The following is a 22,740-nucleotide window of genomic DNA, read 5'->3' as shown; positions in this document are numbered from 1 at the left end:
GTTCTACCTTGGATGCGAAGGCAGGTCCGCGTCGCGGAACGCCGAGGTCAGCAGGGTCAGCGCGGCCACCGTCATCCCGGTGCCGCCGACGATCATCGCGGTCGGCAGGGACACCAGGTCGCCGATCACCCCGCCGATCGGGGCGCCGATGGTGATCATGCCCCAGTTGAACGACCGGATGGTCGCGTTGCACCGGCCCTGCAGCCGGTCCGGGGTCACCTGTTGCCGGTAGGTGACGTCGTGCGGCCCCTCGACGCCGAGCCCCAGCCCTACCACGAACTGACCGGCGAACACCGCCCAGTCCCCGGTCAGCACCAGGGCGAACCCGGCGGCTACCAGCAACCGGCCCAGCACGATCGTCCGCGCCAGCCCGATTCCGCGGTGCACGCGCAACGACACCGCGCCGCCGAGCACGGTCCCCACACCCGCTGCCGCGTAGGCGAAGCCGAGCCCGGTCGCGCCGACCGCGGCCACCGCGTACGGGACGAACGCCGTGCTCGCCATCGCGGTGAACAGGAACCGGGCGTGCGAGGTGATCGACAGCGGCGCCAGCATCCGGTGCCGGTAAACCCATCGCAGACCCTCGCGCAATTCGGTGAGAAGGTGCCGCTCGACCCGTTCCGGCACTTCCTCTTTCCCGCGCAGAGTGGCGACCAGGATCCCGGACACCGCGTAGGACACGGCATCCGCGAGCACGGCAAGCGGCGCGCCGAGGAACTTGATCAGCGCACTGCCCAGCAGCGGCCCGGACGTCTGGGCGACCGAACTGGTCTGCTCGATCCGGACATTCGCCCACGCCAGGCGGTCGCGCTCCACGATGCGCGGCAGGAACGACTGGAACGCCGCGTCGCCGAACAGCGACAGCGCGCCGACGCCGAACACGACCGCCACCAGCGCGGGCATGCTGAGCTGGTCGAACGCCGCGAGCGCGGGGATCACCCCCAGCAGCGCGGCCCGGCCGAGGTCGGTGCCGATCATCATCGGGCGACGCCTACAGCGGTCGACGATCACCCCCGCGACGAGCCCGAACAGCAGGTACGGCAGCCACCTGGCCGCGTTGAGCACGCCGACCTCGGTCGCCGACGCCGACAGCATTACCACCGCGATCACCTGGACGGCCACCGTGGTGATGTACGTCCCGAACATCGAGATCGCGTCGGCCAGCCAGAACCTCCCGAACGCCCCCATGCCGCCGACTGTAGCCGGCCCAGGGGGGACTAGGGGTACCTGCCCCGCGCGGGCACGTCCTACCTTGGGATCGAGTCGTGAGGAGGGCCGGGCATGTCGACCACCGCGGACCGGATTTCCGACCTCACCGCCCGGCGGGCGCAGGCCGTCGAGATTGCCGAGAAACGCGCGGTCGACCGGCAGCACGCCAAGGGGAAGCTGACCGCCCGCGAGCGGATCGACCTGCTGCTCGACCCCGGGTCGTTCACCGAGCTCGACGAGTTCGCCCGGCACCGGTGCACCGACTTCGGCATGGAGCAGAACCGGCCGTACGGCGACGGCGTGGTCACCGGGTACGGGACCGTCGACGGCCGCCAGGTGTGCGTGTTCTCCCAGGACTTCACCACCCTGGGCGGCAGCATGGGCGAGGCGTTCGGCGCCAAGGTGCTCAAGGTGATGGACCTGGCGCTGACCATCGGCTGCCCGGTGATCGGCATCAACGACTCCGGCGGCGCGCGCATCCAGGAGGGTGTTGTCTCGCTGGCGCATTACGCGGAGCTGGGTATGCGCAACGTGCGAGCGTCCGGTGTGGTGCCGCAGATCTCGTTGCTGATGGGGCCGTGCGCGGGTGGCGCGGTGTACTCGCCCGCGATCACCGACTTCACCGTGATGGTGGACAAGACGTCGTACATGTTCGTCACCGGGCCCGAGGTCGTGTCCGCTGTGACCGGTGAGAACACCACGCTCGACGAACTCGGTGGTCCGGCGGTCAACAGCGAGGTGTCCGGCAACGCGCACTACGTGGGTGACGACGAGCAGGACGCCATCACGTGGGTGCAGACGTTGCTGGGTTACTTGCCCAGCAACAATATGGATCCATTGCCGGTGTACGACCACGATCACGAACCGGTGGTGACCGAACAGGACAGTCGGCTTGACACGCTGATCCCGGACTCGGAGAACCAGGGTTACGACGTCACCGAGGTGATTCAGGCCATTGTGGATGATGGCGATTACCTTGAGGTGCAACCGGAGTACGCGCGCAACATCGTGTGTGCACTGGCCAGAGTGGATGGTCACTCGGTTGCGGTGGTGGCCAACAACCCGCTCGTGAACGCCGGTGCGATCGACATCGCGTGCTCGGAGAAGGCGGCGCGCTTCGTCCGGTTCTGCGACGCGTTCAACATCCCGATCATCACCCTCGCCGACGTCCCCGGCTACCTGCCCGGCGTCGTCCAGGAACGCAGCGGCATCGTCCGCCGCGGCGCCAAGCTGATCTACGCCTACGCCGAGGCCACCGTCCCCAAGGTCACCGTCGTCCTGCGCAAGGCCTACGGCGGCGGCTACGCGGTGATGGGCTCCAAACACCTCGGCGCCGACGTCAACCTCGCCTGGCCCACCGCCGAGATCGCCGTCATGGGCGCCACCGGCGCGGTCCAGATCCTGCACCGCAAGACCCTCCAGGCCGCCGACCCCACCGACCGCCCCACCGTCGCCGCCTCCCTGGCCGACGAGTACCGCCGAGCCTTCAGCAACCCCTACGCAGCCGCCGAACGCGGCTACATAGACCGAGTGATCCAACCCGCCAGAACCCGCCTCGAAATCTCCACCGCCCTCCGCCTCCTCCGCACCAAACGCACCACCCCACCGACCCGCAAACACGGCAACATCCCGCTTTAGCGTCCACAGTGGACTGCTTGGTTGTTCTCGACCCTCTTGTCGATCACCCGCCGAACGACTTCTCTCTCGCGGCCCCCTTTGCGGCCCCCCTTCGGCGGCGCTGTGCCCCTGACCAGGCACTTCTTTGGTTGCCCGGCCCTGAGATTCACCCGGCTCAGCGACAGAAGTTGTCCACATGTGGATCTTCGCCCGGCCGTTTCAAGATCCTCTGTCGGCGGCTCCCGGTAGGCTGGGACCTGGGACGCCCCCCGGAGAGGGTGGGGGCTGGGGCAGGACTGGCGTGCGCGCGCGAGGCAGTTGCGTCGGGGCTGACGGCGGGTGATGGGGCTATCTGCGGGCGGTGGGGTTGTCCGCGTGCCGTGGAGGTTGCCCGCGTGTTGTGAGGCTGCCTGCGGACGTTGGGCTTGGCTGAGCGCTCGTGTGCGGTGCGGGTGGTGGGGTTGCTCGCGCGGTGAGGTTGTCTGTGTGCGGTGGGATTGGGCTGCCTGGGCGGTGCCGGACAGCGCGAAGATGGTGCCGTTCGAGGTGAGCCAGGTGAGGCGGCAGCTTGTGGTGGGTTTGCCCGTGTGCAGTGCGGTTGCCCGGAGATGGTGGTGCTTCTCGCGCGCGGTGAGGTTGCCTTGGGGGCCTGGCTGAGTGCGGTGGATTCCTCATGTGCGGTAAAGCTGGCTGTGCGCGGTAAGGCTGTCTGGCGATGAGGTTGCCCGCGGATGGGGGGCTACCTGCGAGCGATGGCGCTGCCTGCGCGCCGGGGTGCGGTCTGGCTGTCCGCGTGCGGTGGGGTTGCGCGCGGAAGGTGGGTTTGCCTGTGCGTGGCTGGGGTTGCCCTCGCGCGATAGGGGGTTGGCTGTGTGTGGTGTGGCTGCCTGTGGGCGGTGCGGGCACGTGGCATGGCGGAGGTCGGGTCAGGGGTCGAGAAGGTGAGGCCGCCACGGGTTGGCTGGTTGCGGCGGTGAGGCAGCGAGTGGTGGGAATTGCCAATCGGGGGGAGTGGACTGTGGTCCAGACCGCCTGGGTGGGGGTGTTCGCGTCCACACGCGCCATCGGATGGTGTCGTGGTGGGGGAGAAGTGTGATCCGCGGTTCACCCCGGTGACGGCGAGCAACGGTACGATCACCGCCGCTGTGGCCGGGGGCAGGGTTCCGGTGCGGCTTCCGCCCCGGGCGCTGATGATGGTGGGGCGGCCACGAGCCTGAAGGGGATCCCCAAGCGTGAACGAGGTGGAGGGTGGGTCGGCGGCGTTGCGGCTGTTCGGCCTGCACAAGGTGTTCGGTGAGTACACCGCGGTCGACCACGCCGAGTTGACCGTCGCGGCAGGCTCGTTCTACGGGCTGGTCGGGCCGAACGGGGCGGGGAAGACGACGGCGCTGTCGATGGCGGTCGGGTTGTTGCGGCCGGACGAGGGCAGGTCCGAGGTGTTCGGGGTGGACGTCTGGGACGACCCGTTGGCGGCGCGCAAGCTGATGGGGGTCCTGCCCGACGGCCTCGCCCTGCCCGAGCGCCTGACCGGTCGGGAGTTGCTGACCTACCTGGGGCAGTTGCGCGGCCTCGACCCCGCGACCGTCGCCGAGCGTGCCGCCGAGCTGCTGGAGGTCATGGAGCTCGCCGGCGACGCCGAGCGCACCCTGGTGGTCGACTACTCCACCGGCATGCGCAAGAAGATCGGCCTGGCCACCGCGCTGCTGCACGCCCCCCGTCTGCTGGTGCTCGACGAGCCGTTCGAGGCGGTCGACCCGGTGTCGGCGGCCACCATCAAGCGCATCCTCAACCGGTTCGTCGCGGGCGGCGGCTCGGTGCTTCTGTCGAGCCACGTGATGGCGCTGGTCGAGCAGCTGTGCGACACGGTCGCGGTGATGGCCAAGGGCCGCGTGGTCGTCGAGGGACCGCTGGACGTGGTGCGCGGCGGGTCGTCGCTGGAGGACACGTTCGTCGAGCTGGTGGGTGTCAAGGTCGGCGGCGGGGAGGGCCTGTCGTGGCTGGCGTCCTGATCCGGATGAAGCTGGCCGTCCTGCGGCACACCATCGCGGGTCCCCGGGCGACCTGGATGCTCACCGGCGGCCTGGCCGGGCTGGCCATCGCCGCCGGGACGATCGCGCTGGCCACCACCGACGCCGCCGCGGGCACCGTGGCCGACCTGCTCGCCGTCACCTTCACCATCTGGGCGCTGGGCTGGATGCTCGGCCCCGCGTTCGGCGGCGACCCGGTGCTGCGCGCCGAGCAGTTCGCGCTCGAGCCGGTCCCGCGCACCCGCCTCGCGATCGGGCTGCTCGGCGCGGCCTTCGTCGGTGTCACCACGGTGGTCACCCTGATCGCCTTCACCGCGCTCGTCGTCTACGCGGCCCGGCTCGGCGCCGCGGCGGTCGTCGTGTCGATCCCGGCCGTCCTGCTCCAGCTGACGCTGGTGGTGCTGCTGTCGCGGCTGGCCGCCCGGTTCTTCGGCGCGCTGGCCAGGTCCCGCACCGGCGCGGCGGTGACCGCGGTGATCACGGCGACGATGATGGTGCTCAGCCAGTCCGGCTGGGTCGTGTTCATCGCGCTGGACGTGGTGCTGCAGACCGGGTTCTCGCGGGCGTTCTCGCTGACCGTGCGCGCGTTGCCGTCCAGCTGGGGTGTCGTGGCGGTCGAGGCCGCCGGGCGCGGGGACTGGCTGTGGGTCGTCGGACCGCTGGTGGCGCTGGCGGTCCTGGTCGTGCTGCTGGTCGTGCTGTGGGGGCGGGTGCTCGGCCCGCAGCGGCTCGCCCGGCCGGTGGTGCGCGGCAGCACGGCGGAGTCGGCGGCGAGGTGGGCCGATCGCGGGCCGGTGGCCGCCGTGTACGTCAAGGAGGTCCGCACCTGGCTGCGGGATCCGTTGCGGGTGCAGGGCCTGCTGGTCGCGCCGGTGTTCGCCATCCTGAGCGGGCTGCTGCCGCTGATGTTCGACTCGACCGGGTTCCTGCCGTTCGTCGGGGCGATCACGGCGCTGCTGGCGGCCACGACCAGCGCGAACCTCTACGGCCAGGACGGCACCGCGCTGTGGTTGACGCTGATGGTGCCCGGCACCGAACTCGCGGACGTGCGGGGGCGGCAGCTGGCGTGGCTGACCTGGTTCGGCCCGCTGTCGCTCGTGCTCACCGTCGTCGGCACCGCGATCCACGGCGACCTGTGGCCGTGGGCGCTCGCCGCGACAACGGCCATCCTCGGCGGGGGCGCCGGTCTGGTGCTGCTGGTCGCGGTCGACCAGCTCGTGCCGGGGCCCGACCCGCACCGCGCCAAGAACTCGCCGCTCGAGCACGGTGATGTCACCGGCCAGGGCTTTGTCGCGCTGTTCCTCGTCTTCGCCGCGGCGACCCCCGCGCTGAGCGTCGTGCTCGCCGGTGAACTCCTCGACCTGCCGCTGCTGAGCTGGGCCGGTGGTCCGGCGGGCGTGCTGACCGGGCTCGTCGCGTACTGGGTGCTCGGCGGCGTCGCGGCCAAGCGGTTGGTCGCGCGCGGGCCGGAGCTGCTGTACCTGATGCGCGCGGGCAAGGAGCACGAGGCGGCGCTGAGCGCGGAGACCTCCGTGATCAAGGCGATGCCCCGGCACCGGCGCGGCCTGCTGTGGACCAGCTTCTTCATCGGCTGCCTGGCCACCTTCCCGCAGGGCCTGGTGCCGCTGGGGATGAAGCTCAGCGGCGAGATCGAGCGGGTCTGGTTCCTGGCGCTCTACCTGCCTGAGGGCCTGCAGTGGCCGGTGATCGCGCTGATGCTGCTGCTCGGCCTGTCTGCGTTCGGCCTGGCCGGGTGGGTCTACCTGGTCGAGTCGCGCAAGCTGAAGGCGCGGCTGGAGCGCAAGGCGCGGGAGCGCGAGCGGATCGCGGAGCCCGTCTCGGTGGGCTGAGCGCGGATACCCCACGGCGGCCCCTGTCCTGGCGACGGGGGCCGCCGTTTTCGTGCCCGGGTTTAGGGGCGGCGTAGGGGTGTTCGCGCTGGAAGCGGCTAACTAGGGTCCCGAGTGAGGAAATGGAGGGTTTCCGTCCCGGCTCCGGTGGGTTTCCGCGCGGGAATCCGCGGTATCGAGTGGGTTTGAGGCAGTCATGTCGCCAGTGCGCGCCGAGGCCATCGCGGTGGTCGGGTTCTCCTGCCGTTTCCCCGGTGCCGTCGACCCGGGGGCCTATTGGGCCCTGTTGCGCGACGGTGTCGACGCGACTTCCCCGGTGCCGACCGATCGGTGGCGAGTGCCTGAGGTGCCCCGGGGTGGGTTCCTCGACCACGTCGACCGGTTCGACGCGGCGTTCTTCGGGATCTCCCCGCGCGAGGCCGCTGGGATGGATCCGCAGCAGCGGCTCTCCCTGGAGTTGGCCTGGGAGGCGCTAGAGGACGCGCGCCTGTTGCCCCAAGACCTGCGCGGTAGTCGTACCGGCGTGTTCGTGGGTGCGATCTGGGATGACTACACGACCCTGCTGCGCCAAGAGGGCGCTGTCGACCGGAACACGCTGACCGGGACTCACCGCAGCATCATCGCCAACCGCGTCTCTTACCTGTTCGGGTTGCGTGGGCCCAGCCTGGCCGTTGACGCTGGTCAGTCGTCGTCTCTGGTGTCTGTGCACCTGGCGTGCGAGAGCCTGCGCAGCGGTGAGTCTGACTTGGCCATCGCCGGTGGGGTGAGTCTTAACCTGGCCGAGGAGAGCACGGTCAGTGCGCTCAAGTTCGGTGGACTCTCCCCGGACGGTCGCTGCTTCACCTTCGACGCTCGGGCTAACGGCTTTGTCCGGGGTGAGGGCGGCGGGCTGGTCGTCCTGAAGCCGCTGCGGGCAGCACTGGCTGACGGCGACAGGGTCCACGCGGTGATCTTGGGGAGTGCCGTCAACAACGACGGTGGCGGCGCAAGCCTGACCGCTCCTAGCCGCTACGCCCAGGAAGACGTCCTGCGGACCGCTCACCTCGGCGTCGACCCCAACGACGTCGGCTACGTCGAACTGCACGGCACCGGCACGCCGATGGGGGATCCCATCGAGGCCGCAGCCCTGGGCGCCGCACTGGGGCGACACCGGTCCGCTGTGCTGCCTGTGGGGTCGGCGAAGACGAACCTCGGGCACCTGGAGGGCGCGGCCGGGATCGCGGGTCTGATCAAGGCCGCACTGGTCGTCGAACACGGGCTTGTCCCGCCGAGCCTCAATTTCGAGTCGGCGAATCCGCGTATTCCGCTCGACGAGCTGAATCTGCGGGTGCAGACCGAATTGGCGCCGCTGAGTGGTCCGGGAATCGTCGGGGTCAGCGCGTTCGGCATGGGCGGGACGAACTGTCACATCGTGCTCGGCCCGGGGTCGGAGAAGTCCGCGGAATCCGCGGGCGACGGGCTTTCCATCGCATTGGTGAGCGGTAAGACAAAGGCCGCGTTGCGGGAACAGGCCCGGCGGCTGGCTTCGGTCGACGCGTCGGTCCACGACATCGCCCATTCGTTGGTGACGACCCGGACCGCGTTCGACCACCGCGCCGCTGTCGTCGCTGCCGACCTCGATGGTCTCAAGGCCGCTCTGTCCGCCGTTTCCGCTGGTCTACCCGCCGCAGGGGCCGCCGAGGGCCGGGTGGTCGAGGGCAAGATCGCGTTCCTGTTCTCCGGGCAGGGCTCGCAGTGGGCGGGGATGGCCGTCGACCTGCTCGACTCGGAGCCGGTCTTCGCCGCGAAGATCGCCGACTGCGCGCGGGCGCTCGACCCGCACGTCGACTGGTCGCTGCCGGACGTGCTGCGGTCGGGGGACTTCGACCGGGTCGACGTCGTGCAACCGGCGCTGTTCGCGGTCATGGTGTCGCTGGCCGAGGTGTGGCGGTCGCTCGGGGTCGTACCGGACGCGGTCGTGGGGCACTCGCAGGGGGAGATCGCCGCCGCGCACGTCGCCGGGGTGCTGACCTTGGAGGACGCCGCGAAGGTGGTGGCGCTGCGGGCGCGGGCGATCACGGCACTGGCCGGCCAGGGTGGGATGCTGTCGGTGGCCGCCCCGGATGTCGACGTGCGCACATGGTTGGTGGACTGGCCATCGCTGTCGGTGGCCGCGGTGAACGGGCCTTCGGCTGTCGTGGTCGCCGGTGATCCTTCCGCGCTGGACGGGTTCGCAGCGGCGGTTGACGTTGACACCAAACGGATTCCGGTCGACTACGCGTCCCACTCGATCTATGTCGAGTCCATCCGAGACGAGATACTGACCGCGCTCGCGGACATCGCCCCGTGCGCCGGGGACGTGCCGTTCCTGTCGACCGTGACGGGGGAGTGGACTTCCGGGCTCGACGCGGACTACTGGTACCGCAACCTGCGCGGCACCGTCGAGTTCGCCGCCGCTACCCGGACGCTCGTCGAATCCGGGTTCCGGTTCTTCGTCGAGTCCACGCCGCACCCGGTGCTCGCTGCCGCCGTCCGGGACACGGTGTCCGAAGTGGACGCGGTGGTGGTCGGTTCATTGCGCCGGGACGACGGTGGGCGGGAGCGACTGCTGGGCAACGCTGCCGAACTGCTGGCGCACGGGGTGGACATCGCGATCCCCGCCGGGTCGGTGATCGACCTGCCGACCTACGCGTTCCAGCGGGAGCGGCACTGGCGGCCGGGGAACGCCGAGGTTCCGCAGGCCGTGCCGGGGGAATCGCCTCGGGACGTGCTCGACCTGGTTCTCGCGCATACAGCCGTGGTCGGTGGCTTCAGCGGAGCCGTCGACCCGGGGCTGACGTTCAAGGACCTGGGATTCGAGTCGTTGACGGCGGTCGAACTGCGAGACCGGCTCTCGGCGGCCACCGGGGTCCGGTTGCCGACCACGCTGTTGTACGACCACCCGACGCCCCATGCGGTCGCTGAGTACCTGCGCGGGGCGTCGACCCCGGTCGTGCGGCGCAGGGTCGCTGTCGCCTCCGATGAGCCGATCGCGATCGTGTCGATGGCGTGCAGGCTCCCTGGGGGCATCGACTCGCCGCAAGCCCTGTGGCAGTTGGTGTCAGAGGGTCGGGAAGCACTGAGCCCGCCGCCGACCGACCGTGGCTGGGACCTGGACGGCCTGCCCGAGCGCGGCGGGTTCCTCGCGGACATCGCCGGTTTCGACGCCGCGCTGTTCGGGGTGTCACCGCGCGAGGCGCTGGCCATGGACCCGCAGCAGCGGCACTTGCTGGAGGTCACCTGGGAGGCCATTGAGCGCCTTGGAGTGGATCCGGCCTCGTTGCGCGGCAGTCGAACCGGGGTGTTCGTCGGCGCGATGGCCCAGGAGTACGGGCCGCGCATGCACGAAGCGGGCGACGACACCGCGGGTTACCTGCTGACCGGCAACACCGCGAGTGTCGCCTCTGGACGGATCGCCTACACGTTCGGGTTCGAGGGACCGGCCATTACCCTGGACACGGCGTGCTCCGGTGGGCTTGTCGCGCTGCACTTGGCCGCGCGGTCGCTGCGGTCCGGTGAGTGTGATCTCGCGTTCGCCGGTGGCGTGACGGTGATGTCCACCCCGGGCATCTTCGCCGAGTTCACCCGCCAGGGCGGGCTGTCGGCTGACGGCCGCTGCAAGGCCTTCGGGGCGGGAGCGGACGGCACCGGCTGGGCGGAAGGCGTCGCGGTCGTCGCGGTCCGCCGCCTCTCGGACGCCCTCCGCGACGGCGACCGGGTGCTGGCCGTCGTCCGGGGCACCGCGATCAACTCCGATGGTGCGTCCAACGGTCTGACCGCGCCCAACGGGCCCGCTCAGCAACGTGTCATCCAGGACGCTCTCGCCGCCGCAGGTCTGACTCCGTCCGATGTGGACGTGGTGGAGGCGCACGGTACTGGAACCACCCTCGGCGACCCCATCGAGGCGAACGCCCTTCTGGCCACCTACGGGCAATCCCGGACCACCGCGCTGTGGCTCGGCTCGGTGAAGTCCAACATCGGCCACACCCAGGCCGCCGCTGGCCTGGCGGGGCTCATCAAGCTCGTCGAATCGCTCAACCGCAACGTTCTGCCGCCCACACTGCACGCAAGCACCCCAACCCCGCACGTCGACTGGACCACTGGCTCCGTCGAACTCCTCACCCAGCCCCAGCCCTGGCCGCGCGCCGACAGCCCCCGTCGTGGTGCTGTGTCGTCGTTCGGCATCAGCGGCACCAACGCCCACGCCATCATCGAGGAACCTCCGGTGGCGGTCGAGCAGCCCGCGGTGTTCGGACCTGCCTTCCCGGTGGTGCTCTCGGCTCGGTCGGACGTGGGCTTGCGGGCTCAGGCGGCGCGGGTGCTCGGGGTCGACGTCGAGGTTGGTTTGCTGGGCAAGGCTTTGGCGACTACCCGGTTCGCTTTGGACTACCGGGCTGCGGTACGCGGTGGCGACATCGATGCGGTGCGCGCGGGGTTGGCGGATCTCGCGGGCGGTCGGGACTCGGCCTTGGTCAGCACGGGGCGCGCGGCGGCGAGGAAGGTCGCGTTCCTGTTCACCGGGCAGGGGGCGCAGCGCGCGGGGATGGGGCAGGACCTGCGGGTCTTCCCGGCGTTCCGTGCCGCGTTCGACGAGATCCGCGACCGGCTGCCGTTCGACGACGACGCCATCGACCAGACGGTGAACGCCCAGGCCGCCCTGTTCGCCTTCGAGGTCGCGACCTTCCGCCTGCTCCAGTCCTGGGGCATCCACCCCGACGCCCTGGTCGGCCACTCCATCGGTGAGATCGCCGCCGCCCACGTCGCGGGCATCCTCTCCCTCCCCGACGCCTGCGCCTTGGTCGCCGCCCGATCCCGGCTGATGCAGGCCCTGCCGCCCGGCGGCGCGATGCTGGCCGTCGAGATCTCCGAGGCCGACCTGGCCGCCGAGTTCCCCGATGGCCTCCCCGAGGGTGTTGATCTCGCGGCGGTCAACTCCGATCGTTCGATTGTCGTATCGGGGGATCGTCGGATTGTTGAACTGTTGGATCGTAGGTTTGGTGAACAGTCCCGGCGGGTGAAGCGGCTGGCGGTGTCGCACGCCTTCCACAGCCACCACATGGAGCCGATGCTCGCGGACTTTCGCCGCGCCGTGGCTGGCCTGTCGTTCGCCGAGCCGACCATCCCGCTGGTCAGCACCGCGCCGGGTGACCCGAGCACGCCGGAGTACTGGGTGCGGCAGGTCCGCGAGACGGTCCGCTTCGCCGACGCCGTGGCCGGGCTGGCCGGGTCGGTGTTCGTCGAGATGGGCCCGGACGCGGTCCTGTCGGCGCTGGTCGCGGACGGGATCCCAGTGGCCAGGGGCACGCGACCGTCGACCGAGGTCGTCGCCGACGCCCTCGGCGACCTGTGGGTCCGCGGCGTCGAGGTGGACTGGCAGGCCGTCCACACCGGCCCCAGGGCACTGATCGACCTGCCGACCTACCCCTTCCAGCACGAGCGTTTCTGGCCGACCCCCACCACGTCGGGCCTGGCCGCCGCCGGTCTCACCCCCACCGACCACCCGCTCCTCGGCGCGGCCATCACCCTCGACGACGGCCTCGTCCTCACCGGCAGTCTCTCCCTCGCCACCCACCCCTGGCTCGCCGACCACGCAGTCCGCGGCACCCCGGTACTCCCCGGCACCGCCTTCGTCGACCTGGCCCTCCACGCAGGTGCCCAGGTCGGCAAGCCCGCCATCGCCGACCTGACCCTGCTCGCCCCCCTCGTCCTCCCCACCACCGACTCGGCCCGCCTCCGCGTCACGGTCACCGGCCCCACCATCACCATCGACAGCCACACCGCCGACACCTGGACCTCCCACGCCACCGGCACCCTCACCGCCGCCAGGTCCACCTGGAGTGCGGTCGATCTCCCCGCCGGTCAGGCTGTGGACCCCGCCTATGACACCCTGGCTGACCTGGGGTTCGAGTACGGGCCGGCCTTCCAAGGTCTCCGTGCTGTGTGGCGGGACGGGGAGACCGTGCACGCGCGGGTCGAGCTGGATGGGCCGCAGGCCGCCGTGCTCGACTCGGTTCTGCACGCTCTCGGCCCCGCGCTTGCCCGTGATGGTGCGCCGCTGCTGCCGTTCGCGTGGTCTGGGATTACCCGGCACTCGGTCGCCACCACGCTGCACGCCAGCCTCACCCGGCGCGGCGAGGACGAGTACGAACTCCACGCCGTCGACCCTGCCGGGAATCCGGTGCTGACCGTCGATTCCCTGGCGTTCCGCCCCGCGCAACTACGGGAAACCGGAGTCGCGTACGTCCTTGATTGGCAGCAAGTACCGGCGACCGCACCGCTCGGCGAGACCGCTGTCATCGAGATCCCCGATGGCCCGCTGGTCGACCGAGCGCACGCGGCTGTCCGGCTCGCGCTCGGCGTGGTCCAAGACTGGCTGACCAGCGGATCCGGCGAGTTGGTCATGAACACCACCGGCGCAGTGTCCATCCAGGACGAACCAGTGGACCCGGCAGCCGCTGCCGTGTGGGGCCTGGTGCGCTCTGCCCAGACCGAGCACCCCGGCAGGTTCGTGCTCGTCGATGGCGAGCTCCCGCCGACCCTCCCGGCAGGCGAGTCGCAGATCGCGGTGAGGGCAGGCGGCACGTTCACCCCCCAGCCGACGCGGATTCCCGTTGATGGGCAGGCAGACTGGGGCAACAGAGTCCTCGTCACGGGCGGTACCGGCGGACTGGGCGTGCACGTTGCCCGCCACCTCATCCAGCTCGGCGTCCAGGTGGTCGTGGTGAGCCGCCGGGCGACATCCAGTGCGGCGGCTCCGGAACTGGCCGAACTGGGTGCCACGATCGTCGACTGCGACGTCACCGATCGAGCAGCGGTCGCAGACTTGCTCGCCGCCCACCCCGTCACCTCGATCATCCACGCCGCCGGAACCCTCGACGACGCCCCCGTCCACGCTCTCGACGCCGACCGCCTGGCCGCCGCGATTCGATCCAAAGTGGATGGCGCGATCAACCTGCACGAGTTGAGCGGCGACCTCGCCGAGTTCGCCCTCTTCTCCTCCGTCGCAGGCACCTTCGGCACCGCGGGCCAAGCCGCCTATGCCGCCGCGAACGCCTTCCTCGACGGACTCGCTGCCCATCGCCGAGCCTCCGGGCAGCCCGCGCGCGCGTTGGCGTGGGGCCACTGGGCGGACGGCATGGGCGCCACCGTCGACAGGTCCCGCTTCAGCCACCTCGGCGGCACGCTCACCACCGCGCAAGGCGTGACCCTGCTGGATCACGCCCCGGACCGCGCCCACGTCGTCGCCGTCGCGACCTCGCTCAAGGCGAAGTCAGCCTCCACAGTGGCGCCTGCCGATGTCGATTCCCTTGTCCTCCAGAGCATCGCGAACGTGCTGGGTCACTCCTCGACCGATCGCGTCGACCCGACTCGGACGTTCAAGGACCTGGGCTTCGACTCGCTCACCGGAGTCGAGCTGCGCAACCGCATCACCGCAGCGACTGGGCTGCCGTTGCCCGCTACCGTCGTCTTCTCCCACCCGACCCCGGCCGCCCTCGCCCAGTTCGTCGAGGCAGAGCTTGCGGATGGACCTGCCAAGTCCACTGTGGTCGTCAAGGAGGCGGTCGACGAACCGATCGCGATCGTCGCCATGGCCTGCCGCTACCCGGGCGGTGTGGACAGCCCTGAGTCGCTGTGGCAGATGGTGGTCGAGGGCCGTGACGGCATCAGCGAGTTCCCCACCGCGCGCGGCTGGGACCTCGCCGGGCTCTACCACCCCGACCCGGACAACCCCGGCACCACCTACACGCGCCACGGTGGCTTCCTGCACGACGCCCACCTGTTCGACCCCGAGTTCTTCGGCATCTCCGCCCGCGAGGCGCTGGCGATGGACCCGCAGCAGCGCATCATGCTGGAACTGTCCTGGGAGACCTTCGAACGCGCGGGCATCGACCCGACCTCCCTGCGCGGCAGTCGAACCGGCGTGTTCGCGGGCGTGATGTACCACGACTACGCGTCGGGCAGTGTTCCGTCCGATGTGGAGGGTTATATCGCCACCGGCGGCGCGGGCAGCGTGGTCTCCGGCAGGCTGGCCTACACCTACGGGTTCGAGGGACCCGCGGTCACGGTCGACACGGCGTGTTCGTCGTCGCTGGTGGCGCTGCACTGGGCCGCGAAGGCGTTGCGGTCGGGCGAGTGCGACATGGCGTTGGTCGGCGGTGTGACGGTCATGTCGACGCCGACGGTGTTCGTCGACTTCAGCCGCCAGCGCGGGCTCGCGTCCGATGGCCGGTGCAAGTCGTTCGCGGCCGCCGCGGACGGGACGAGCTGGGCCGAGGGTGCCGGACTGCTCCTGGTCGAGCGCCTGTCGGACGCGCGGCGCAATGGCCACACCGTGCTGGCCGTCGTCCGCGGGACAGCGGTGAACTCGGATGGCGCGTCCAACGGCCTGACCGCGCCCAACGGGTTGGCGCAAGAGCGGGTCATCCGACAGGCGTTGGCTGACGCGGGACTCACTGTGTCCGATGTGGATGCCGTGGAGGCGCACGGAACCGGAACCGCGCTGGGCGACCCCATCGAGGCGTCCGCGCTCCTTGCCACCTACGGCCAGGACCGCGACGAACCGCTCTGGCTGGGCTCCTTCAAGTCCAACGTCGGCCACACCCAGGCCGCGGCGGGCGTCGGCGGCATCATCAAGATGGTCCAGTCGATGCGCCACGACACCCTGCCGCCCACCCTGCACGTGGACGCCCCGTCGCCGCACATCACCTGGACCGCCGGGGCGGTCTCGCTGCTCACCGAGGCGCGCCCGTGGCCCGGGGTCGCCCGACCGCGTCGAGCCGGGGTGTCGTCGTTCGGCATCAGCGGCACCAACGCCCACGCCATCCTCGAACAGGCACCGCCAACCCCTGCCGCCACAGGCCTCCGCTCTGAGTTGACTGTTGACGCGCCATTGCTGCTGTCGGCGTCGTCGCCAGCGGGGCTGGTGGCTCAGGCTGCGCGCTTGCTGGAGGTGGACGCGGAGTCGGCGGATCTCGCGGTGTCGCTGGCGGCGCGTCCCCTGCTGTCGCACCGGGCGGTCGTGTTCGAGCGGGGCGGCCTGGCTGATCTCGCGGCTGACCTGGTGTCGGGCTCGGTGATCCGTGGTGCGGCGAGCCCGCACCGGCTGGCCTTCCTGTTCACCGGCCAGGGCTCGCAGCGGACTGGCATGGGCGAGCAGCTCCGGGTCTTCCCGGTGTTCGCGAGCGCCTTCGACGAGATCCGGACCCGGGTCCCCTTCGATGCCGCCGCGATCGACGAGACCGGTCACGCGCAGCCCGCGATCTTCGCCCTCCAGGTGGCCCTGTTCCGCCTGCTGGAGTCCTGGGGTGTCCATCCCGACGTGCTGATCGGCCACTCCATCGGCGAACTGGCCGCTGCCCACGTCGCGGGCATTCTCACCCTGGACGACGCGTGCACTCTGGTCGCCGCCCGAGCCAGCCTGATGCAGGCTCTGCCCTCTGGTGGGGCGATGCTGGCGGTGGAGATCTCCGAGGCTGACCTGGCCGCCGAGTTCCCCGATGGCCTCCCCGCAGGTGTCGACCTCGCCGCGATCAACTCGGATCGTTCGATTGTCGTATCGGGGGATCGTGGGATTGTTGAGCTGTTGGATCGTAGGTTTGTTGAACAATCCCGCCGGGTGAAGCGGCTGGTGGTCTCGCACGCCTTCCACTCGCACCTGATGGAGCCGATGCTGGACGAGTTCCGGCAGGTCGTGGCCGGGCTGTCGTTCACCAGTCCGACGATCCCGATGGTGACCAGCTCGACCGGTGACCCGAGCACGCCCGAGTACTGGGTGCGGCAGGTCCGGGAGACGGTCCGGTTCGCGGACGCGGTGGCGCGGGTCGAGGACGGGACCCGGTTCCTGGAGCTGGGGCCGGACGCGGTGCTGTCCGGGCTGGTCGACGCGGGCACGCCGACGTTGCGGGCCGGGGTGGACGAGCGGACATCGGTGCTCCGGGCGCTGGCCGTCGTGCACGTCCACGGTTGCGCGGTCGACTGGCGGGCTGTGCTCGCGCACTGGGGTGGTCAGCGGATCGACCTGCCGACCTACCCGTTCCAGCGCGAGCCGTTCTGGATCTCCCACACCGCGGTGGCACCGGTCGACAGCCGGTTCTGGGCGGCCATCGAGCAAGAGGACATCGAGTCCATCGCCGCCACTTTGCAGGTGGACGACCGGGAGAGCCTCGCCCGCGTTCTCCCCGCGCTGGCCACCTGGCGACGTTCCCAGGCCCTGGTGTCCACAGTGGAAGACTGGCGCTACCGCGTCACCTGGCACCCGCTGGACCTCCAGGCGGAGCCGCTGACCGGCGTCTGGGCCGTCGTCGGCCCTGATCCGGACAACGTCGCTGACGCCCTGCGCGCGTCGGGCGCCACGATCGTCTCCGAGCCGACGAACGCCACCGGCATCATCTCGACGGGTGACCTGGACGACGCCCTCCGCCTCGTGCAGGCCGCCACGGTCCCCGTCTGGTGCGTCACCCATCGAGCCGAGACCAACCCGGGCCAAGCCGCGATCTGGGGCTTCGGCCAGGTCGCTGCCCTGGAACACCCCGAACGCTGGGGTGGGCTCATCGACATCGCGGAACCCCTCACGCCGCGCTCCGCAGGCCGCCTCGCCACTGTCCTGAACGGACAGGAGAACCAGGTTTCGCTCCGTCAGAACGGAGCGCTGGCCCGGCGGCTCGAACGCGCTCCGCGCAGTGCTCCGCGCCCGGCATGGCGACCCGGCGGACCTGTCCTGATCACCGGAGGCAGCGGCGCCATCGGCGCCCACGTTGCCCGCTGGCTGGCCGGTCGCGGTGCCACGTCGCTCATCCTCGCCAGCCGCCGCGGCCCCCATGCTCCTGGTGCGGCCGATCTCATCGCCGAACTGGCCGATCTGGGCACCCAGGCCACAGTTGTCTCGTGCGACACCAGCGACCGCGATGCCGTAGCCGCCCTCCTCGCCGAGCTCCCGGTCACCGCCATCTTCCACACCGCGGGCACGGTCGACGACGGCGTCATCGAGTCCCTCACGCCGGACCGCTTCGCCGCCCTCATGCGATCCAAAGTGGACTCGGCGGCCCACCTCGACGAACTCGCCGGCGATGTCGACGCGTTCGTCGTGTTCTCCTCCCTCGCGGGCGCCATCGGCAACGCGGGCCAGGCCAACTACGCCGCCGCCAACGCCGCCCTCGATGCCCTCGTCGCCCGCCGTCGCGCCCTGGGCCGTCCCGCAACCGCGATCGCCTGGGGTCCTTGGGCTGACGCTGGCATGGCCGCAGGTCCAGTCGCCGACCGACTTCGCCGCGCGGGCCTGAACCCCATGCCGCCCAACGCTGCCCTTACCGCCTTGGCCCAGTCGCTCGACGGCGACGAACCGTACACCGTCGTCGCCGACATCACCTGGTCGCGATTCCCCGCTCGCCCTGACCGCCTTCTGTCCGGTTTCATCGAGGCCGCGGACCTCCCGGAACTCCCTCCGGCAGACCTGGCCCGCCACCTCGAAACCCTCGTCCGCACTCACGCCACCGCCATCCTCGGTCGCCCCAACCCGGTCCCCGCGGACCGCGCGTTCCGCGACTTGGGCTTCGATTCGCTTACCGCGCTGGAACTCCGCAACGCCCTCGCCACAGCAACCAACACCCCACTTCCCGCCAGCCTCGTCTTCGACCACCCCACCCCGGCCGCCGTTGCCGCCCACCTGCAGACCCTGCTCGGCCATGAACTCCCTGTTCGCCCACAGGCTGAGTTGCCAGTCCCCCATTCGGTGGTGGACGACGCCGTGGTGATCGTGGGCATGGCCTGCCGGTTCCCGGGTGGCGTGACCGGGCCGGATGACCTGTGGCGCCTGGTCAGCGAAGGCGCGGACGCGGTCGGCGGATTCCCCGGTGATCGGGGATGGGATCTCACCGGGGCGCCGGAGTTCGCGCGGGTGGGCGGATTCCTGGACGACGTGGCCGGGTTCGACGCGGCGTTGTTCGGGATCTCGCCGCGCGAGGCGTTGGCGATGGACCCGCAGCAGCGGGTGTTGCTGGAGGCCACATGGGAGGCGTTCCAGGCGGCGGGGTTCGACCCGTTTGGGCTCAAGGGTTCCAGCGTCGGGGTGTTCGCAGGGACCAACGGGCAGGACTACGCACCGCTTGTCGCAGCAGCGGGTGAGGGACTTGAGGGACACCTCGCGATCGGCAGTGCAGCGGCGGTGCTGTCGGGTCGGGTGGCGTACGCGTTCGGGCTGGAAGGTCCAGCGCTCACTGTGGACACCGCGTGCTCGTCATCGCTGGTAGCGCTGCACCTGGCTGTGCGGGCGCTGCGCGGCGGGGAATGCGACATGGCGTTGGCAGGCGGTGTGACGATCATGTCGACACCCACCGCGTTCGTGGAGTTCGGGCACCAGGACGGACTGGCGTCGGACGGCCGGTGCAAGGCCTTCGCCGCTGGCGCAGACGGAACTGGCTGGGGCGAAGGTGTCGGCGTTCTCCTGCTGATGCGGCACTCGGACGCCATCGCGGCGAACCGGCCCATCCTGGCAGTGGTCCGTGGCACGGCCGTCAACCAGGACGGCGCGTCCAACGGGCTCACCGCGCCCAATGGTCCGTCCCAGCAACGTGTCATCCGGGCGGCGCTCGCCGACGCCAGGTTGCGACCGTCCGATGTGGATGCTGTGGAGGCGCACGGCACCGGCACCGCCCTCGGTGACCCGATCGAGGCGCAGGCACTCCTCGCGACTTACGGCCAGGACCGCCCGCGGCCGCTCTGGCTCGGGTCCATCAAGTCCAACATCGGCCACACCCAGGCCGCGGCGGGCGTCGCCGGGGTCATCAAGATGGTCCAGGCCATGCGGCACGGCACCCTGCCCCGCACCCTGCACGCCGACGCGCCGTCCCCGCACATCGACTGGTCCGGCCCGATGCGCCTGCTCGTCGAGGACCAGCCGTGGCAGCCGGGCCCGCGCCGCGCCGCCGTGTCCGCCTTCGGCATCGGCGGCACCAATGCCCACGTCATCCTCGAACACGTCCCGGCGCCGCCGCCCGTCCCCGAGCCGCAACTCCCCACTGCGTTGGTCCTCTCCGCCCACACCCCTGAGGCCCTGCGTGCCCGTGCCACTGGCCTCGCCCACCTAGACCTCCCGGCCACCGCGATTGCCCGCGCGCTGGCCGCCACGGATCCCCGACTGCCTCACCGCGCGGTCGTCGTGGTGGATGGCGACTTTGGGGACCGCCTGGACCGGGTGTCATCGGTCGAGCACAGGGCGAACCTGGCGTTCCTGTTCACTGGCCAGGGGTCGCAGTACTCGGGGATGGGGCAGGAGCTCTATGCCACCTATCCCGTCTTCGCCGATGCCTTCGACGCTGTCCGGCTTCGGGTTCCCTTCGACGACTCCGCTATCGACGAGACCGGCACCGCCCAGCCCGCGATCTTCGCGCTCCAAGTGGCCCTGTTCCGCCTGCTGGAGTCCTGGGGCGTGCAGCCTGACTACGTGGTCGGCCACTCCATCGGCGAGGTAGCCGCCGCCCACGTCTCCGGCATCCTCTCCCTGGACGACGCGTGCAGCCTGGTTGCCGCCCGGGCCCGCCTGATGCAGGCGCTTCCGACCGGCGGCGCCATGCTGGCCGTCGAGATCTCCGAGGCCGACCTGGCCGCCGAGTTCCCCAACGGCCTCCCGACCGGCGTCGACCTCGCTGCGGTCAACTCGGATCGTTCGATTGTCGTATCGGGGGATCGTCAGATTGTTGTACTGTTGGATCGTCGATTTGTTGAACAATCGCGCCGGGTGAAGCGGCTGCAGGTCTCGCACGCCTTCCACTCGCACCTGATGGACCCCATGCTGGGCGAGTTCGAGCGGGCGCTGAGCGGGCTCTCGTTCACCACGCCGACTATCCCGCTGGTGACCACCGCGACGGGCGACCCCGCGACGCCCGGTTACTGGGTCAGGCAGGTCCGGGAGACGGTGCGGTTCGCCGACGCGGTCCGCCGAGTGCCCGAGGACACCCGGTACCTCGAACTGGGGCCGGACGGAGTGCTGTCGGCACTCGTCGACGGTGCCGCGCCGGCGTTGCGCCGCAAGCAGGGAGAGGTGATCACCCTGCTCGCGGCGGTGGGCCACGACTACGCCCGTGGTGGCACTCCACAGTGGACCAAGGTGCTCCCGCAAGGCGCCCCCGTGGCCCTGCCGCCCTACCCGTTCCAGCACCAGCGCTTCTGGCCCAAGACCAACCCCGCCGACTCCTGGTGGTACCAGGTCGACTGGACGCCCACTTCCCAGCACCCCGGCACCCCCACCGGCACCTGGCTCCTGATCGACCCCACCGACGACATCGTCGCGGCCTTCGCGGGCATTGACACCATCACCCGCACCAACATCACCACCGACGACGTCCGCGACCTCCCGGTCACCGCCGTCCTCGCCGCCACCCCCACCCCCGAGACCGTCCTCACTCTCCTGCAGAACGTCAACGCCCCCCTCTGGTGCGCGACCCGAGGAGCCGTCTCAACCCCCGGTGCCCCAACCCGCAACCCCCACCAGGCAGCCATCTGGGGCCTAGGCCAAGTCGCCGCGCTGGAACTCCCGCGCCGGTGGGGTGGTCTCCTGGATCTCCCGGAAACCGTTGACCCCCAACAGCTCCACGCGGCGCTAGCCGGCACCGAGACCCAACTGGCCCTGCGCGAGAACACAACCCTCGTCCGCCGACTCACCCGCACCACCCCGACCAAGACCCGCACCTGGGCCCCCACCGGCACCGTCCTCGTCACCGGCGGCACCGGCGCGCTCGGCGCCCACGTCGCCCGTTGGTTGGCCGACCGGGGCGCTCCTCGCCTGCTCCTCACCAGCCGCCGCGGTCCGCAGGCGCCATCGGCCGATGCGCTGGTCGCCGACCTGCGGCAACGCGGCGCCGAAGTCACGATCGTCGCCTGCGATGCCACCAGTCGGGACGCCCTGGCCGACGTGATCGCCGGACACGAGATCACCGCCGTCTTCCACACCGCCGGAACCGTTGACGACGGGGTGATCGACACCCTCGCCCCCGCCCAGTTCGACGCCGTATGGCAGAGCAAGGCGGCCGCGCGCCACTTCGACGAACTCCTGCCCGACGCGCACCTCGTGCTGTTCTCGTCCTTCGCAGGCGTCGTCGGAAACCCCGGCCAGGCCAACTACGCGGCCGCCAACGCCTACCTCGACGCCCTCGCCGAACACCGTCGCGCCCAGGGCCGTCCCGCCACGGCGATCGCCTGGGGCCCGTGGGCGGGAACGGGTTTGGGAGCCGATGCGGCGGCGGCGGATCAGCAGCACCGCACCGGTGTCACCGCGTTGGACCCCGCCCGAGCGATCGCGGCACTGGCCGACGCCCTCGACGCGGATCTGACCACGGTCGCCGTCGCCGCCATCGACTGGTCCCGCTTCGCCACTGGCCGCCACAACCCCTTGTTCGAGCGCCTGATCGCGACCAAGCCGACGACCGCCGGACCTGACCTGCGCGCAGTGATCGCCGAAACCCCTGCGGGCCAACGCAATTCGCTCGTGCTCGACCTGGTCACCGCCCGTGCCGCAGCGGCTCTCGGGCACCGCGAAGGCGAACTGGTCGACCCGCGGCGCGCGTTCCGCGACCTGGGCTTCGACTCCCTCACCGCCGTCGAACTGCGCAACCAGCTCGACGCCGCGACCGGACTCGCCCTGCCCGCCGGGGTCGTGTTCGACCACCCCACCCCCGAGGCGTTGGCCGCGTACCTGCTCGACGAGCTGACCGAGGACCCCGGGTCACCCGCGGTCGCCGAGCTGGACAAGCTGGAAGCCGCGCTCGCCGAGCTGCCGCCGACCGGGGCCGAGGCGAGCGCGATCACCACCCGGCTGCGCGGTCTGCTGGCGCTGCTGGAACCCGAGTCGCAAGCGGTGGCCGACGACCTGGCCGACGCGTCGGCGGACGAGCTGTTCGACCTGATCCACCAAGAGTTCGGCAAGTCCGGATGATGTTCGTGGCGGGGAGTCGCTGATCATGGCGGATGAGAAGAAGCTGCTCGAGAACCTGAAGTTCGTCACCGGCGAACTCCGGGTCGCGCGCCGC

General features: G+C 70.7%; 5 protein-coding genes. 4 read left to right on the top strand and 1 reads right to left on the bottom strand.

Annotated elements, in window-relative coordinates; all coding sequences use genetic code 11:
- Window positions 1-3 precede the first annotated feature (3 nt).
- Window positions 4-1,188 (bottom strand): MFS transporter, encoded by a 1,185-nt coding sequence (locus BMY07_RS07610; protein WP_092775716.1) that lies wholly within the window; start codon window positions 1,186-1,188, stop codon window positions 4-6.
- Between the two features lie 93 nt (window positions 1,189-1,281).
- Here BMY07_RS07610 and BMY07_RS07605 point away from each other — a divergent pair, with 93 nt between their 5' ends.
- From BMY07_RS07605 to BMY07_RS35250, 4 genes are all read left to right on the top strand, one after another.
- Complete coding sequence (locus BMY07_RS07605) at window positions 1,282-2,847, top strand: acyl-CoA carboxylase subunit beta (RefSeq protein WP_092775715.1); 1,566 nt, start codon at window positions 1,282-1,284, stop codon at window positions 2,845-2,847.
- Between the two features lie 1,211 nt (window positions 2,848-4,058).
- Window positions 4,059-4,835, top strand: a complete 777-nt coding sequence (locus BMY07_RS07600; protein ID WP_245782260.1) for an ABC transporter ATP-binding protein — start codon at window positions 4,059-4,061, stop codon at window positions 4,833-4,835.
- A complete protein-coding gene (locus tag BMY07_RS07595; RefSeq protein WP_092775714.1) occupies window positions 4,820-6,703 on the top strand; it encodes a hypothetical protein in 1,884 nt (627 codons plus the stop codon). Before BMY07_RS07600 ends, BMY07_RS07595 begins: the two co-directional genes overlap by 16 nt.
- 196 nt (window positions 6,704-6,899) lie before the next feature.
- Window positions 6,900-22,646, top strand: a complete 15,747-nt coding sequence (locus BMY07_RS35250; protein ID WP_092775713.1) for a type I polyketide synthase — start codon at window positions 6,900-6,902, stop codon at window positions 22,644-22,646.
- The last annotated feature ends 94 nt before the right edge of the window (window positions 22,647-22,740 follow it).

Origin of the sequence: Actinokineospora terrae (assembly GCF_900111175.1) — a bacterium.
Lineage (GTDB): Bacteria > Actinomycetota > Actinomycetes > Mycobacteriales > Pseudonocardiaceae > Actinokineospora > Actinokineospora terrae.
The sequence above is the reverse complement of the archived record's forward strand: the minus strand, read 5'-3'. Positions and strand labels throughout refer to the sequence as shown.

Bases quoted from the DNA above. Each gene is read 5' to 3' on its own strand.
- BMY07_RS07610 (WP_092775716.1), bottom strand. From the start codon at position 1,188: ATGGGGGCGTTCGGGAGGTTCTGGCTGGCCGACGCGATCTCGATGTTC.
- BMY07_RS07605 (WP_092775715.1), top strand. From the start codon at position 1,282: ATGTCGACCACCGCGGACCGGATTTCCGACCTCACCGCCCGGCGGGCG.
- BMY07_RS35250 (WP_092775713.1), top strand. From the start codon at position 6,900: ATGTCGCCAGTGCGCGCCGAGGCCATCGCGGTGGTCGGGTTCTCCTGC.